This window comes from Rhodoferax sp. (assembly GCF_011391645.1).
GTDB lineage: Bacteria > Pseudomonadota > Gammaproteobacteria > Burkholderiales > Burkholderiaceae_C > Rhodoferax.
Map to the genome: position 1 here is coordinate 1 of NZ_JAABQC010000098.1, position 10,488 is coordinate 10,488.

General features: G+C 52.3%; 20 protein-coding genes and 1 tRNA gene. All 21 read right to left on the reverse strand.

The features are described 5' to 3' along the window. Positions 1–274 (reverse strand): HisA/HisF-related TIM barrel protein (locus GPS82_RS11485; protein WP_296494756.1); only part of this gene is annotated, 274 nt, incomplete at its 3' end. 65 nt (positions 275–339) lie between these two features. Next, entirely contained in the window at positions 340–1,023 is a 684-nt protein-coding gene (gene hisH, locus GPS82_RS11490; RefSeq protein ID WP_296494758.1) for an imidazole glycerol phosphate synthase subunit HisH, read from the reverse strand. A gap of 49 nt (positions 1,024–1,072) precedes the next feature. Further along, positions 1,073–1,711 (reverse strand): imidazoleglycerol-phosphate dehydratase HisB, encoded by a 639-nt coding sequence (gene hisB, locus GPS82_RS11495; protein ID WP_296494760.1) that lies wholly within the window; start codon positions 1,709–1,711, stop codon positions 1,073–1,075. 188 nt (positions 1,712–1,899) lie between these two features. After that, a tRNA-Met gene (locus GPS82_RS11500) sits at positions 1,900–1,976 on the reverse strand. A gap of 21 nt (positions 1,977–1,997) precedes the next feature. Further along, positions 1,998–2,393, reverse strand: a complete 396-nt coding sequence (gene rplQ / locus GPS82_RS11505; protein WP_296494762.1) for a 50S ribosomal protein L17 — start codon at positions 2,391–2,393, stop codon at positions 1,998–2,000. Positions 2,394–2,462: 69 nt separating this feature from the next. Beyond that, entirely contained in the window at positions 2,463–3,455 is a 993-nt protein-coding gene (rpoA, locus tag GPS82_RS11510; protein WP_296494765.1) for a DNA-directed RNA polymerase subunit alpha, read from the reverse strand. Between the two features lie 103 nt (positions 3,456–3,558). Then, complete coding sequence (gene rpsD, locus GPS82_RS11515; RefSeq protein ID WP_296494768.1) at positions 3,559–4,182, reverse strand: 30S ribosomal protein S4; 624 nt, start codon at positions 4,180–4,182, stop codon at positions 3,559–3,561. A gap of 83 nt (positions 4,183–4,265) precedes the next feature. Further along, complete coding sequence (rpsK, locus tag GPS82_RS11520) at positions 4,266–4,670, reverse strand: 30S ribosomal protein S11 (protein WP_296494774.1); 405 nt, start codon at positions 4,668–4,670, stop codon at positions 4,266–4,268. A gap of 19 nt (positions 4,671–4,689) precedes the next feature. Continuing rightward, on the reverse strand, positions 4,690–5,055 hold the full coding sequence (rpsM, locus tag GPS82_RS11525) for a 30S ribosomal protein S13 (RefSeq protein WP_296494776.1): 366 nt from the start codon (positions 5,053–5,055) through the stop codon (positions 4,690–4,692). 24 nt (positions 5,056–5,079) lie between these two features. Continuing rightward, the gene (gene rpmJ, locus GPS82_RS11530; protein ID WP_012348927.1) at positions 5,080–5,193 is read right to left on the reverse strand and encodes a 50S ribosomal protein L36; all 114 of its coding nucleotides are present in this window, start codon (positions 5,191–5,193) and stop codon (positions 5,080–5,082) included. A gap of 34 nt (positions 5,194–5,227) precedes the next feature. Next, complete coding sequence (infA, locus tag GPS82_RS11535) at positions 5,228–5,446, reverse strand: translation initiation factor IF-1 (protein WP_223907181.1); 219 nt, start codon at positions 5,444–5,446, stop codon at positions 5,228–5,230. A gap of 11 nt (positions 5,447–5,457) precedes the next feature. Then, the gene (secY, locus tag GPS82_RS11540; RefSeq protein WP_296494786.1) at positions 5,458–6,768 is read right to left on the reverse strand and encodes a preprotein translocase subunit SecY; all 1,311 of its coding nucleotides are present in this window, start codon (positions 6,766–6,768) and stop codon (positions 5,458–5,460) included. A gap of 22 nt (positions 6,769–6,790) precedes the next feature. Continuing rightward, on the reverse strand, positions 6,791–7,222 hold the full coding sequence (gene rplO / locus GPS82_RS11545; protein WP_296494812.1) for a 50S ribosomal protein L15: 432 nt from the start codon (positions 7,220–7,222) through the stop codon (positions 6,791–6,793). Between the two features lie 10 nt (positions 7,223–7,232). After that, positions 7,233–7,415, reverse strand: coding sequence for a 50S ribosomal protein L30 (rpmD, locus tag GPS82_RS11550; RefSeq protein ID WP_296494789.1), 183 nt, complete (start codon positions 7,413–7,415; stop codon positions 7,233–7,235). Positions 7,416–7,429: 14 nt separating this feature from the next. Beyond that, entirely contained in the window at positions 7,430–7,954 is a 525-nt protein-coding gene (gene rpsE, locus GPS82_RS11555; RefSeq protein WP_296494794.1) for a 30S ribosomal protein S5, read from the reverse strand. A 17-nt stretch (positions 7,955–7,971) separates the two neighbouring features. After that, a complete protein-coding gene (gene rplR, locus GPS82_RS11560) occupies positions 7,972–8,337 on the reverse strand; it encodes a 50S ribosomal protein L18 (protein WP_296494797.1) in 366 nt (121 codons plus the stop codon). Positions 8,338–8,348: 11 nt separating this feature from the next. Further along, positions 8,349–8,882: a 50S ribosomal protein L6 gene (rplF, locus tag GPS82_RS11565; RefSeq protein WP_296494800.1), complete on the reverse strand. Its 534-nt coding sequence runs from the start codon at positions 8,880–8,882 to the stop codon at positions 8,349–8,351. 26 nt (positions 8,883–8,908) lie between these two features. Next, positions 8,909–9,304 (reverse strand): 30S ribosomal protein S8, encoded by a 396-nt coding sequence (rpsH, locus tag GPS82_RS11570; protein WP_296494802.1) that lies wholly within the window; start codon positions 9,302–9,304, stop codon positions 8,909–8,911. 18 nt (positions 9,305–9,322) lie between these two features. Then, positions 9,323–9,628 carry a 30S ribosomal protein S14 gene (gene rpsN / locus GPS82_RS11575; protein WP_296494806.1) on the reverse strand — a complete coding sequence of 102 codons (306 nt, stop codon included), beginning with the start codon at positions 9,626–9,628 and terminating at the stop codon, positions 9,323–9,325. Positions 9,629–9,636: 8 nt separating this feature from the next. Then, on the reverse strand, positions 9,637–10,176 hold the full coding sequence (rplE, locus tag GPS82_RS11580; protein ID WP_296494809.1) for a 50S ribosomal protein L5: 540 nt from the start codon (positions 10,174–10,176) through the stop codon (positions 9,637–9,639). A 2-nt stretch (positions 10,177–10,178) separates the two neighbouring features. Beyond that, on the reverse strand, positions 10,179–10,488 hold a 310-nt coding region (gene rplX, locus GPS82_RS11585), incomplete at its 5' end, for a 50S ribosomal protein L24 (RefSeq protein WP_296494811.1).

Consider the following 10,488-nt stretch of genomic DNA (forward strand, 5'->3'; position numbering starts at 1 on the left):
CGATCGTGTCGAGGTCACGAATGCCGCCGCCCAATTGCACATCTACCTCACTACCGATGCTTTTGAGAATCTGGCGAATGGCTTTTTCGTTTTGGGGTTGTCCGGCAAAGGCACCGTTCAGGTCCACCAAGTGGACGCGCCGGGCACCCTTGTCAACCCAACTGCGCGCCATGACCGCGGGCTCCTCGCTGAACGTGGTGGAAAGCAACATGTCGCCTTGTTGCAGGCGCACACAATGGCCGTCTTTGAGGTCAATAGCTGGGATTAAAAGCATGATGCTTCAGTGGGAGGGGGGGTAAATGGGCTTTGGCTAGCTTAGCCCGAACGGTGAAAAAAAGTTCAAGGATTCCAGTGGAGGAAATTTCGGTACAGGCTCAAGCCATGCTCAGCGCTTTTTTCGGGATGGAATTGGGTGGCAAAAATATTATCACGGGCAATGGCTGAACTGAAGCGCTGGCCATAGTCGGTTTCTCCTGCGCTGTGGCGCAGATCAGACGGTTTGGCATAAAAGCTGTGCACAAAGTAAAAATAACTGCCATCAGGAACATCACCCCAAACCGGATGGGGTGCACCACCGTGGTTGTTGCGCCAAACCTGGTTCCAACCCATTTGCGGCACCTTGTAGCGGCTGCCATCGGGTTGAAGTTGGCCCTTCAAATCGAATTTGATGACTTCGCCATGAATCAGACCCAAGCCAGGCGTGTCGCCCTCCTCACTGTGGTCCAGCAGCATTTGCATACCCACGCAAACGCCAAACATGGGCTTGCTGAGGGCGGCTTCCAGAACCGACTGCTGTAATCCAGATTCACGCAGTTCCCGCATACAGTCCGGCATCGCGCCCTGACCTGGCAGCACCACACGCTCAGACGAACGCACCACGTCGGGGCTCTGGGTGATTACCACCTGAAAACCCGTGCCGACTGCTGCGGCCTGAACGGCCTGCGAGACAGAGCGCAAGTTGCCCATGCCGTAATCCACCACAGCAACCATTTTCCGGGTGGCAGGCGAAACGATTGAACTCATGTCTTGGGCGGGGCGATGGGCGAACGCCAGTATTCAATTTGCATTCGAACTAGAGTGAACCTTTGGTGGAAGGAATGCTCCCCAGGGCGCGTGGGTCTAGCTCCAAAGCCGCGCGCAGGGCACGGGCAAAGGCTTTAAACACCGTTTCGGCCTGGTGATGGGCATTTGCACCTTTGAGGTTATCGATGTGCAGCGTCACCAGTGCATGATTGACAAAGCCCTGGAAAAATTCGTGCATCAACTGACTGTCAAAGTTGCCAATCATGGCGCTGGTAAAAGGCACATCCATCACCAGGCCCGGACGCCCCGAAAAGTCAATCACCACACGGCTCAAGGCCTCGTCAAGCGGCACATAGGCATGTCCATAACGACGGAGCCCCTTCTTGTCACCCACGGCTTTGTAAACCGCTTGCCCCAGCGTGATGCCAACATCTTCAACCGTATGGTGGCCGTCGATGTGCAGATCACCGGCGGCATCAATATCAAGGTCGATCAGCCCGTGGCGCGCGATCTGATCAAGCATGTGATCAAAAAAACCGATGCCGGTATGCAGCCGGGACTGACCGGTACCGTCCAGATTGACGCGAACGGTAATTTGAGTCTCTGCGGTCTGGCGCACGACCTCAGCGCAGCGCGGCGCGCCATTTGCCAACGATTCTGGCAGTTCAGTCAATGGGTAGTGGGTCATGAATGCTTCAGCAACAGGAAAAAGGAGGGAACAAGATCAGAGCAACAGATCTGAAAAGCAGACGCATCTCGTGTTCAGCGGATGCACCATTTTGCCCCAACTGAGACCGAGAGAAGAAGGAAATCAGTTGGGGCAATGATCAGACAAAAAAAAGGCCTACATTTGTAGACCATTTTTTACACTTTGAGTGGTTGCGCGAGAAGGATTTGAACCTCCGACCTTTGGGTTATGAGCCCAACGAGCTACCAGACTGCTCCATCGCGCGGTATGTCTTTATTGTAACCGATTAAGCCGCTGTTTCAGCCTCTGGAACCACGGTTTCAGGCCCGCGATCCACCAATTCGACAATGCACATGGGTGCGTTATCACCCACGCGGAAACCGTTTTTCATGATTCGGGTGTAGCCACCTGGACGCGCATTAAAGCGGGGGCCTAACACGTTGAATAGTTTTACAACCGAGTCGCGATCACGCAAACGGTCAAAGGCCAGCCGACGATTGGCAACCGTAGCCACTTTGGCCAAGGTAATCATGGGCTCAACCACACGACGCAACTCCTTGGCTTTGGGCACAGTGGTTTTAATAACCTCGTGCTCAATCAGTGAGTTCATCATGTTGCGCAACATCGCCAAGCGATGCGAAGAAGTACGATTTAATTTACGAAGACCAAGTCCGTGACGCATAGCGGATTCCTTTATTTAATAAAACAGCCGTATCAGGTACTGTTCATGTCACATAGATAATTTATGTGGTTACTTTTTTTCCAGAGAAACAGGTGGCCAGCTTTCCAGCTTCATGCCCAAGGTCAAACCACGGGAAGCCAAGACCTCCTTGATTTCGTTGAGCGACTTTCTGCCAAGATTTGGCGTCTTCAACAACTCATTTTCAGTGCGTTGAATCAGGTCGCCAATGTAATAAATGTTTTCAGCCTTCAGACAGTTCGCAGAGCGCACAGTCAGTTCAAGCTCATCAACCGGGCGCAACAGCACAGGGTCGAAGTTGGAACTGCCACCGCGCACAGGCGAAGATATGATGGAGTCAACATCTCCGCCTTCGAGCTGAGCAAAGACAGCCATCTGTTCGATCAATATCTTGGCAGAGGCACGAACGGCATCTTCCGCAGAAAGTGCGCCGTTGGTTTCAATGTCAAGAATCAACTTGTCCAGATCAGTGCGTTGCTCAACCCGTGCGCTTTCCACCGTGTAACTGACACGCTTGACTGGCGAGAAAGAGGCATCGAGAACAATGCGACCAATCGACTTGGTGGTGTCATCCAGATGGCGGCGCAAGGTTCCTGGCACATAACCACGACCGCGCTCCACCTTGATCTGGACATCCAACTTGCCACCATGAGCCAAATGGGCTATCACGTGGTCCGGATTGATGATCTCCACGTCATGCGGCGTCTGAATGTCAGCAGCGGTAACCACCCCCTCGGTGTCTTTGCGCAAGCTCAAGGTGACTTCATCACGGTTGAACAGCTTGAAGACAATACCTTTAAGGTTAAGCAGGATATTGACGACATCCTCATGAACACCTTCAATTGAAGAATATTCATGCAGTACGCCGGCAATGGTCACTTCGGTGGGCGCATAACCGGGCATCGACGAAAGCAACACGCGGCGCAGGGCATTGCCCAAGGTGTGGCCGTAACCTCTCTCAAAAGGCTCTAGTACAACTTTAGCTCTGTTGGTAGATAACTGCTCAACATTGATAGCCTTGGGTTTTAGTAATATATTTTGCATGTATAAATCCTCTGAATACCCCCGGCAAATGACGCCGGTAAAGGCTTACGATGCAACTGACGAGCAATAAACCATCGGTTGCCAAAACATAGGCTGATTGCGCTTAACGGGAATACAACTCGACAATCAGCGACTCGTTCACATCGGCGGCAAATTGATCGCGATCCGGAACTGACTTGAAAACGCCCTCGGCTTTTTCAACGTTGACGTCAACCCAAGCAGGCATGCCAACTTGTTGCGCCAATTGCAATGCCTCAGCAATGCGATTCTGTTTGCTGGACTTTTCGCGAACAGAAACCACGTCACCAACCTTGACCAGGTAAGAAGGAATATTGACCGACTTGGCATTTACGAGAATCGCCTTGTGCGAAACCAGTTGGCGTGACTCAGCGCGTGTCGAACCAAAGCCCATCCGGTAGACCACATTGTCCAAGCGTGTTTCAAGCAAAGTCAGCAAGTTTGCACCGGTGTTGCCCTTGCGACGATCAGCTTCTTCAAAATAACGACGGAACTGTTTTTCAAGAACACCGTACATGCGTTTGACTTTTTGCTTTTCGCGCAATTGAATGCCGAAATCAGATGTGCGCGCACCAGAGGTGCGGCCGTGCTGACCGGGTTTTGAATCGAATTTGACCTTGTCACCAATAGAACGACGGGCGCTCTTGAGAAACAGGTCAGTGCCTTCACGGCGTGAGAGTTTGCCCTTTGGGCCTAAAAAACGTGCCACTTGAATTTCCTTTTGATCAGCTACCGCTCGCTAAAAGCGGGAGCCAATGTGCGAACACATTGGCGGTGGGCTTGGTTTAAAAATTAAATACGACGGCGCTTCTGTGGCCTGCAGCCGTTGTGCGGCACAGGTGTCACGTCGGCAATCATATTGATGCGGATACCAAGAGCGGCCAAAGCCCGTACCGAGGACTCACGGCCTGGACCGGGACCCTTGATTTCAACATCAAGATTCTTGATACCTTGCTCAATGGCAGTACGACCAGCGACCTCTGAAGCAACCTGTGCTGCAAAAGGGGTTGACTTGCGCGAACCCTTAAAGCCCTGACCACCTGAGGATGCCCAGGCAAGAGAATTGCCTTGGCGGTCCGTGATGGTGATGATGGTGTTGTTAAAAGAAGCGTGAACGTGCGCGATACCGTCGGCCACGTTCTTGCGAACTTTTTTACGTACGCGCTGAGCGGCGTTATTGGCGGGTGCTTTAGCCATAATGTTCTTTCAGTGCCTGTTATTTCTTGAGTGATTGCGCAGCTTTGCGAGGGCCTTTGCGCGTGCGCGCATTGGTACGCGTGCGCTGGCCACGCAAGGGCAGACCGCGACGGTGCCGGAAGCCACGATAGCAACCGATGTCCATCAAGCGTTTGATGTTCATGGTGGTTTCACGGCGCAAATCACCTTCAATGGTGAATTTGGCGACTTCATCGCGCACTTTTTCAAGATCAGAATCAGTAAGATCCTTGATCTTTTTTGAGTAGTCGATGCCGCATGATTCACAAATCTTGCGTGCGCGACTACGTCCGATACCAAAAATGGCGGTTAAACCAATTTCAGAATGCTTTTGTGGCGGAATATTAATACCAGCGATACGTGCCATTTTGGTCCTCTATAACTCTTGCAATTAACCCTGACGCTGTTTGTGCCGCGGATCGGTACAGATCACACGAACAACGCCTTTGCGTCGAATAATTTTGCAGTTGCGGCAAATTTTCTTTACCGAAGCCGAAACTTTCATTGCATTCTCCTAAACAATTCTTAAACAGTTGATACTACTTGGCACGAAACACAATGCGTGCCCGGCTCAAATCGTAAGGCGTAAGCTCTACCGTCACCTTATCTCCGGGCAAAATTCTGATGTAATGCATCCGCATTTTTCCCGAGATATGACCCAGAACAATATGGCCATTTTCAAGTTTTACCCTGAAAGTTGCATTGGGAAGATTTTCCACAATCTCGCCCTGCATTTGAATAACGTCGTCTTTGGCCATAATTTTTAACCTCAAGTCGCCTTAAAGTTAGCTTTTTTCAACAAAGACTCGTACTGCTGCGACATCAAATAGTTTTGTACCTGGGCCATGAAATCCATGGTGACCACCACAATGATCAGCAAGGATGTGCCACCGAAATAGAACGGCACGTTGTACTTGAGGATCAGAAACTCTGGCAAAAGGCAAACCAACGTGATGTAGATTGCACCGACAAACGTCAGCCTCAACAAAATCTTGTCAATGTACTTGGCAGTGTTATCACCCGGCCTGATACCAGGCACAAATGCACCGCTTTTCTTGAGGTTCTCAGCCGTTTCGCGGCTGTTGAATACCAATGCTGTGTAGAAGAAGCAAAAGAAAATGATTGCTGCTGCATAAAACATGACGTAGATCGGCTGCCCTGGCGACAATGACCCTGCGATATCTTTCAACCAGCGCATTGAATCGCCTGCGCTGAACCAACCCACTACCGTTGCAGGCAACAAAATGATTGAGGACGCAAAAATCGGAGGGATCACACCGGCCATGTTCAGCTTCAGGGGCAGGTGGGAGGATTGCCCCCCGTAAACCTTGTTGCCCACCTGGCGCCGAGCGTAATTCACCAATATCTTTCGTTGCCCACGCTCAACAAACACCACAAAGTAGGTGACAAGTCCAACCATGACAACAATGAACAATGAGACAAATATGCTCATGGCGCCAGTTCTTACGAGTTCAAGCAGTCCCCCGACTGCACTTGGCAATCCGGCAGCAATGCCTGCGAAGATCAAAATTGAGATGCCGTTGCCTAAACCGCGCTCAGTGATCTGCTCGCCCAGCCACATCAAGAACATGGTTCCTGCGGTCAAAGTGACCACTGCCGTCATGCGGAAGCCAAAACCCGGTGAAATAACGAGCCCAGCTGAGCTTTCAAGCGCTACCGCAATCCCCAAAGACTGAAACAGTGCCAAGCCAAGCGTGCCATAACGGGTGTACTGGGTGATCTTGCGACGCCCGGCTTCGCCCTCTTTCTTCAACTGTTCGAAAGCAGGCACAACGTAACCCATGAGCTGCATAATGATCGAGGCCGAAATGTACGGCATGATCCCCAATGCAAAAATAGTGAACCTGGATAGCGCCCCGCCGGAGAACATGTTGAACATGCCCAGGATACCGCCCTGCTGCCCTTTGAAGAACTGCTGCAACTGGACCGGATCGATACCGGGCACAGGAATGTGCGCACCCACGCGGTACACCACAAGAGCGAGCAACAAGAAGACGAGACGGCGACGCAAATCGCCGTACTTGTCTGTTTTTGCCGAAAGAGCCGAGCTAGTAGCCACTTACACCAGTCCTGAATCTGAATTACGCAACACTGCCGCCAGCGGCTTCAATGGCTACCTTGGCTGATGCGGTTGCACCGATGCCGTTGAGCTTGAAGGCCTTGGTCACTTCGCCAGTTTTGATAATCTTGACCACTTTAGCCAACTCACCAACGAGGCCAGCCTGCTTGAGAACCGCCAAATCGATGTCAGACACCTCCAGCAGATTCAAGGCCGACAACGTCACTTCAGCATTAAATTTCAGTAGTGCGGATTTGAAGCCGCGTTTTGGCAGCCGGCGCTGCATAGGCATTTGACCGCCTTCAAAACCAACCTTGTGGTAACCGCCAGCACGTGACTTTTGACCCTTGTGGCCGCGCCCTGCTGTCTTACCCAAGCCTGAGCCAATGCCGCGTCCGACACGACGTTTGTAATGTTTAGCGCCGTCAGCCGGCTTGATGCTGTTGAGTTCCATCATTTACCTCTCAGAGCACTTTGACCAGGTAGCTGATCTTGTTGATCATGCCACGGACTTCAGGGGTATCCACCAGCTCACGGGTACTGCGAATCTTGCGCAAACCCAAACCGCGAACTGTGGCACGGTGCGACTCTGCACAGCCAATCGGGCTGCGCACAAGCTGAACCGTCACTTTATTTTGCGTTGTCATTTTGAAAACTCCAATCAGGCAAAGATTTCTTCAATCGTCTTGCCACGCTTAGCGGCAACCACGGAAGGGGTTGTGGCGTGCGACAAAGCGTTCAAAGTGGCGCGAACCATGTTGTACGGATTTGAGGAACCGTGGCTCTTGGCCACAATATCGGTGATGCCGACCACCTCAAAAACAGCACGCATCGGGCCTCCAGCAATGATGCCGGTACCCTTGGGGGCCGGCGCCATCATGACGGAGGCTGCGCCGTGGTGACCCATCACCTTATGGTGAAGAGAACCATTCTTGAGCGACACTTTGGTCATGTTGCGACGGGCTTCTTCCATGGCCTTTTGGACAGCCGCAGGAACTTCCTTCGACTTGCCTTTGCCCATACCCACCGTGCCATCGCCATCACCGACCACGGTCAGTGCGGCAAAACCGAGGATACGACCACCCTTGACCACTTTCGTGACCCGGTTGATCGCGATCATCTTTTCGCGCAGACCATCCTCAGGCCCTTCAGCCTTACCTTGCATTTTTGCTTGTACTTTAGCCATATTAGTTTCCGATCTGCTTAGAACTGCAAGCCAGCTTCGCGTGCCGCATCAGCCAGCGCTTTGACGCGGCCATGGTACGCAAACCCTGAACGATCAAATGCCACTTTTTCGACACCTGCTGCTTTTGCCTTTTCAGCCAAACGCTTTCCAATGAGCTGGGCTGCAGCAACATTGCCACCCTTGCCCGACCCACCCAATGACTGTCGCACTTCGGCTTCTGCCGTCGATGCGGTGGCCACGACCTTGCTTCCATCGCCAGAAATCACACTGGCGTAAATGTGCAAGTTGGTACGGTTGACCGTCAGACGCGCAACGCCTTGTTGGGCGATACGAATGCGGGTTTGACGGGCTCTGCGAAGACGCTGCTCTTTTTTGCTCAACATGATGCAGATCCTTATTTCTTCTTGGTTTCTTTGATCGCGACTTTTTCGTCAGCGTACCGAATACCCTTGCCTTTATAAGGCTCAGGCGGACGTACCGCGCGAATTTCAGCCGCTACCTGACCAACGCGCTGACGATCAGCACCCTTGATCACTACTTCTGTCGGTGTGGGTGTTGCCACCGTGATGCCAGCCGGCATGTCCATGTTGACAGGATGCGAATAGCCCACCGTCAGGTTGAGCTTGTTACCAGTCGCTTGCGCTTTGTAGCCCACGCCGATCAGGGTCAACTTTTTCTCAAAGCCCTTGGTGACACCAATCACCATGTTGTTCACCAACTGGCGCAAGGTACCGGCCATGGCATCGGCTTCACGCGTTTCGTTGGCAGCAGAAAAACTCAGCTTGCCATCATCGCTGGAAATCTTGACCAGCATGTTTTGCGTCAGGGTCAGCAAACCGCCGGCACCCTTGACACTGACAGTTTGGTCACCAACCGTCACATCCACACCAGCAGGGATGGTTACGGGCATTTTTGCTATACGAGACATCTTCTATTTCCTCTCAATGTCACGCTTTAGGCGACGTAGCACAGCACTTCGCCACCGACACCGGTAGCACGCGCCTTGCGATCAGTCATGACACCCTGGGGCGTAGTGACAATTGCCACACCCAGGCCGTTTTGAACTTGTGGAATGGCATCGCTGCCACGGTACACGCGCAGCCCAGGCCGACTGACGCGCTCTATGCGCTCAATCACCGGACGACCAGCGTAGTACTTCAAGGCGATTTCCAGCTCGGGCTTGCCGTCAGCTGCATCGACTTTGAATCCATCAATGTAGCCTTCGTCTTTCAAAACTTGGGCAATCGCGACTTTCACTTTGGATGAAGGTACACGTACAGATGTTTTTGCAACCATTTGCGCATTACGAATGCGTGTCAGCAGGTCGGCGATCGGATCACTCATGCTCATATCTATTTCTCCTGCCGATTACCAGCTTGCCTTGACGATGCCAGGTATTTCACCGGCAAAAGCCATTTCGCGAATCTTTGCACGTGCCAAGCCAAAATGCTGGAACGTGCCCCGTGGGCGACCCGTGATCGCACAGCGGTTGCGTTGGCGCGTGGGGTTGGCGTTGCGAGGCAACATTTGCAAACCCAGGCGTGCAGCGGCACGCTCTTCGTCAGTGCGCTTGGCATCTGTAGAAATCGCCTTAAATTCCGCATGTTTCTTTGCGTACTTGGCAACCAGTTTGTCTCGCTTGAGCTCGCGCTGTATCAAAGCCATCTTAGCCACAGGTCACCTCAGTTCTTGAAGGGAAAACGGAAACCAGCGAGAAGCGCTTTGCACTCGTCATCGGTCTTGGCCGTCGTTGTGATGCTGATGTTGAGACCGCGCAAGGCGTCAACCTTGTCGTACTCAATTTCAGGGAAAATAATCTGCTCTTTCACGCCAATGTTGTAATTTCCACGGCCATCAAAGGAGCGACCAGAGATACCGCGAAAGTCACGCACTCGCGGCAGAGCCACAGTGACAAAACGGTCGAGAAACTCATACATCTGGGCGCCACGCAGCGTCACCATGCAACCAATGGCCTGATTCTCGCGAATCTTGAAACCGGCAATGGCTTTCTTGGACATGGTCACCACAGGCTTTTGACCGGCAATCTTTGTCAGATCACCAACCGCATGATCCATCACCTTTTTGTCGGCCACTGCTTCGCTCACACCCATGTTGAGCGTGATTTTGGTCAGCCGCGGCACTTGCATGGGCGACTTGTAACCAAACTTGGCCATTAATTCTGGCGCCAGCTTTTCACGATAGATTTGTTGCAAACGAGCCATGTTCATGCCACCTTGATTTCTTCGCCGCTGGACTTGTAAACGCGGACGCGTTTGCCATCAGCCTGCAATTTGATGCCCACGCGATCAGCCTTGCCGCTTGCTGCATTGAAAATTGCAACATTCGACTGGTGAATAGCCATTGTCTTTTGAGTGATACCACCGGCCTCACCCTTCATCGGGTTGGGCTTGGTGTGCTTCTTGACGATATTGACACCCTCAACCACCAGGTGAGAATCATCTTTACGCAATGTGACCTTGCCACGCTTGCCTTTATCGCGCCCGGTGAGCACGATGACATCGTCGCCTTTACGA

Coding starts and splice junctions, on each gene's coding strand:
- hisH (WP_296494758.1), bottom strand. CDS start 1,023: ATGAGTTCAATCGTTTCGCCTGCCACCCGGAAAATGGTTGCTGTGGTG.
- hisB (WP_296494760.1), bottom strand. CDS start 1,711: ATGACCCACTACCCATTGACTGAACTGCCAGAATCGTTGGCAAATGGC.
- rplQ (WP_296494762.1), bottom strand. CDS start 2,393: ATGCGTCACGGACTTGGTCTTCGTAAATTAAATCGTACTTCTTCGCAT.
- rpoA (WP_296494765.1), bottom strand. CDS start 3,455: ATGCAAAATATATTACTAAAACCCAAGGCTATCAATGTTGAGCAGTTA.
- rpsK (WP_296494774.1), bottom strand. CDS start 4,670: ATGGCTAAAGCACCCGCCAATAACGCCGCTCAGCGCGTACGTAAAAAA.
- rpsM (WP_296494776.1), bottom strand. CDS start 5,055: ATGGCACGTATCGCTGGTATTAATATTCCGCCACAAAAGCATTCTGAA.
- rpmJ (WP_012348927.1), bottom strand. CDS start 5,193: ATGAAAGTTTCGGCTTCGGTAAAGAAAATTTGCCGCAACTGCAAAATT.
- infA (WP_223907181.1), bottom strand. CDS start 5,446: ATGGCCAAAGACGACGTTATTCAAATGCAGGGCGAGATTGTGGAAAAT.
- rplO (WP_296494812.1), bottom strand. CDS start 7,222: ATGGAACTCAACAGCATCAAGCCGGCTGACGGCGCTAAACATTACAAA.
- rpmD (WP_296494789.1), bottom strand. CDS start 7,415: ATGACAACGCAAAATAAAGTGACGGTTCAGCTTGTGCGCAGCCCGATT.
- rpsE (WP_296494794.1), bottom strand. CDS start 7,954: ATGGCTAAAGTACAAGCAAAAATGCAAGGTAAGGCTGAAGGGCCTGAG.
- rplR (WP_296494797.1), bottom strand. CDS start 8,337: ATGTTGAGCAAAAAAGAGCAGCGTCTTCGCAGAGCCCGTCAAACCCGC.
- rplF (WP_296494800.1), bottom strand. CDS start 8,882: ATGTCTCGTATAGCAAAAATGCCCGTAACCATCCCTGCTGGTGTGGAT.
- rpsH (WP_296494802.1), bottom strand. CDS start 9,304: ATGAGCATGAGTGATCCGATCGCCGACCTGCTGACACGCATTCGTAAT.
- rplE (WP_296494809.1), bottom strand. CDS start 10,176: ATGGCTCGTTTGCAACAAATCTATCGTGAAAAGCTGGCGCCAGAATTA.